The 507-nt window shown below is 72.6% G+C and carries 1 pseudogene; it reads left to right on the plus strand.

Annotated elements, in window-relative coordinates:
• Positions 1 to 45 precede the first annotated feature (45 nt).
• Positions 46 to 507 (plus strand): annotated as a pseudogene (locus ACR6JA_RS23085) (phosphomannomutase/phosphoglucomutase); the annotation flags it as partial.

Genomic DNA, 507 nt, shown 5'->3' on the forward strand with positions numbered 1-507 from the left:
GGGGGGGGGGGGGGGGGTTCGGCGGGGGGGGGGGCCCGGGGGGGGGTGGGCCCATGGGGGGGCCATATCTGCGGGCCCGACCGCCAGCTGATCCTGTTCGCCCGCGACGTGCTGGCGCGCAACCCGGGCGCCGAGATCCTCTACGACGTCAAGTGCAGCCGCCACGTCGCGCGCGCCATCACCGAGGCCGGCGGCAAGGCCACCATGTGGAAGACGGGCCATTCGCTGATCAAGGCCAAGATGCGCGAGACCGGCGCGCTGCTGGCCGGCGAGATGAGCGGCCACATCTTCTTCAAGGAGCGCTGGTACGGCTTCGACGACGGCATTTACGCCGCCGCCCGGCTGCTGGAGATCCTGTCCGGCGCGCCCAATCCGTCGGCGCTGCTGGAGAGCCTGCCGCAGTCCTGCGCCACCCCCGAACTCACGCTGGAAACCACCCAGGGCGAGCAGTTCGAGCTGGTCGAGGCGTTGCGCGCCGGCGGCCAGTTCCCGGGCGCGCTGTCCATC

It is taken from the genome of Cedecea sp. B1(4), from assembly GCF_059414925.1.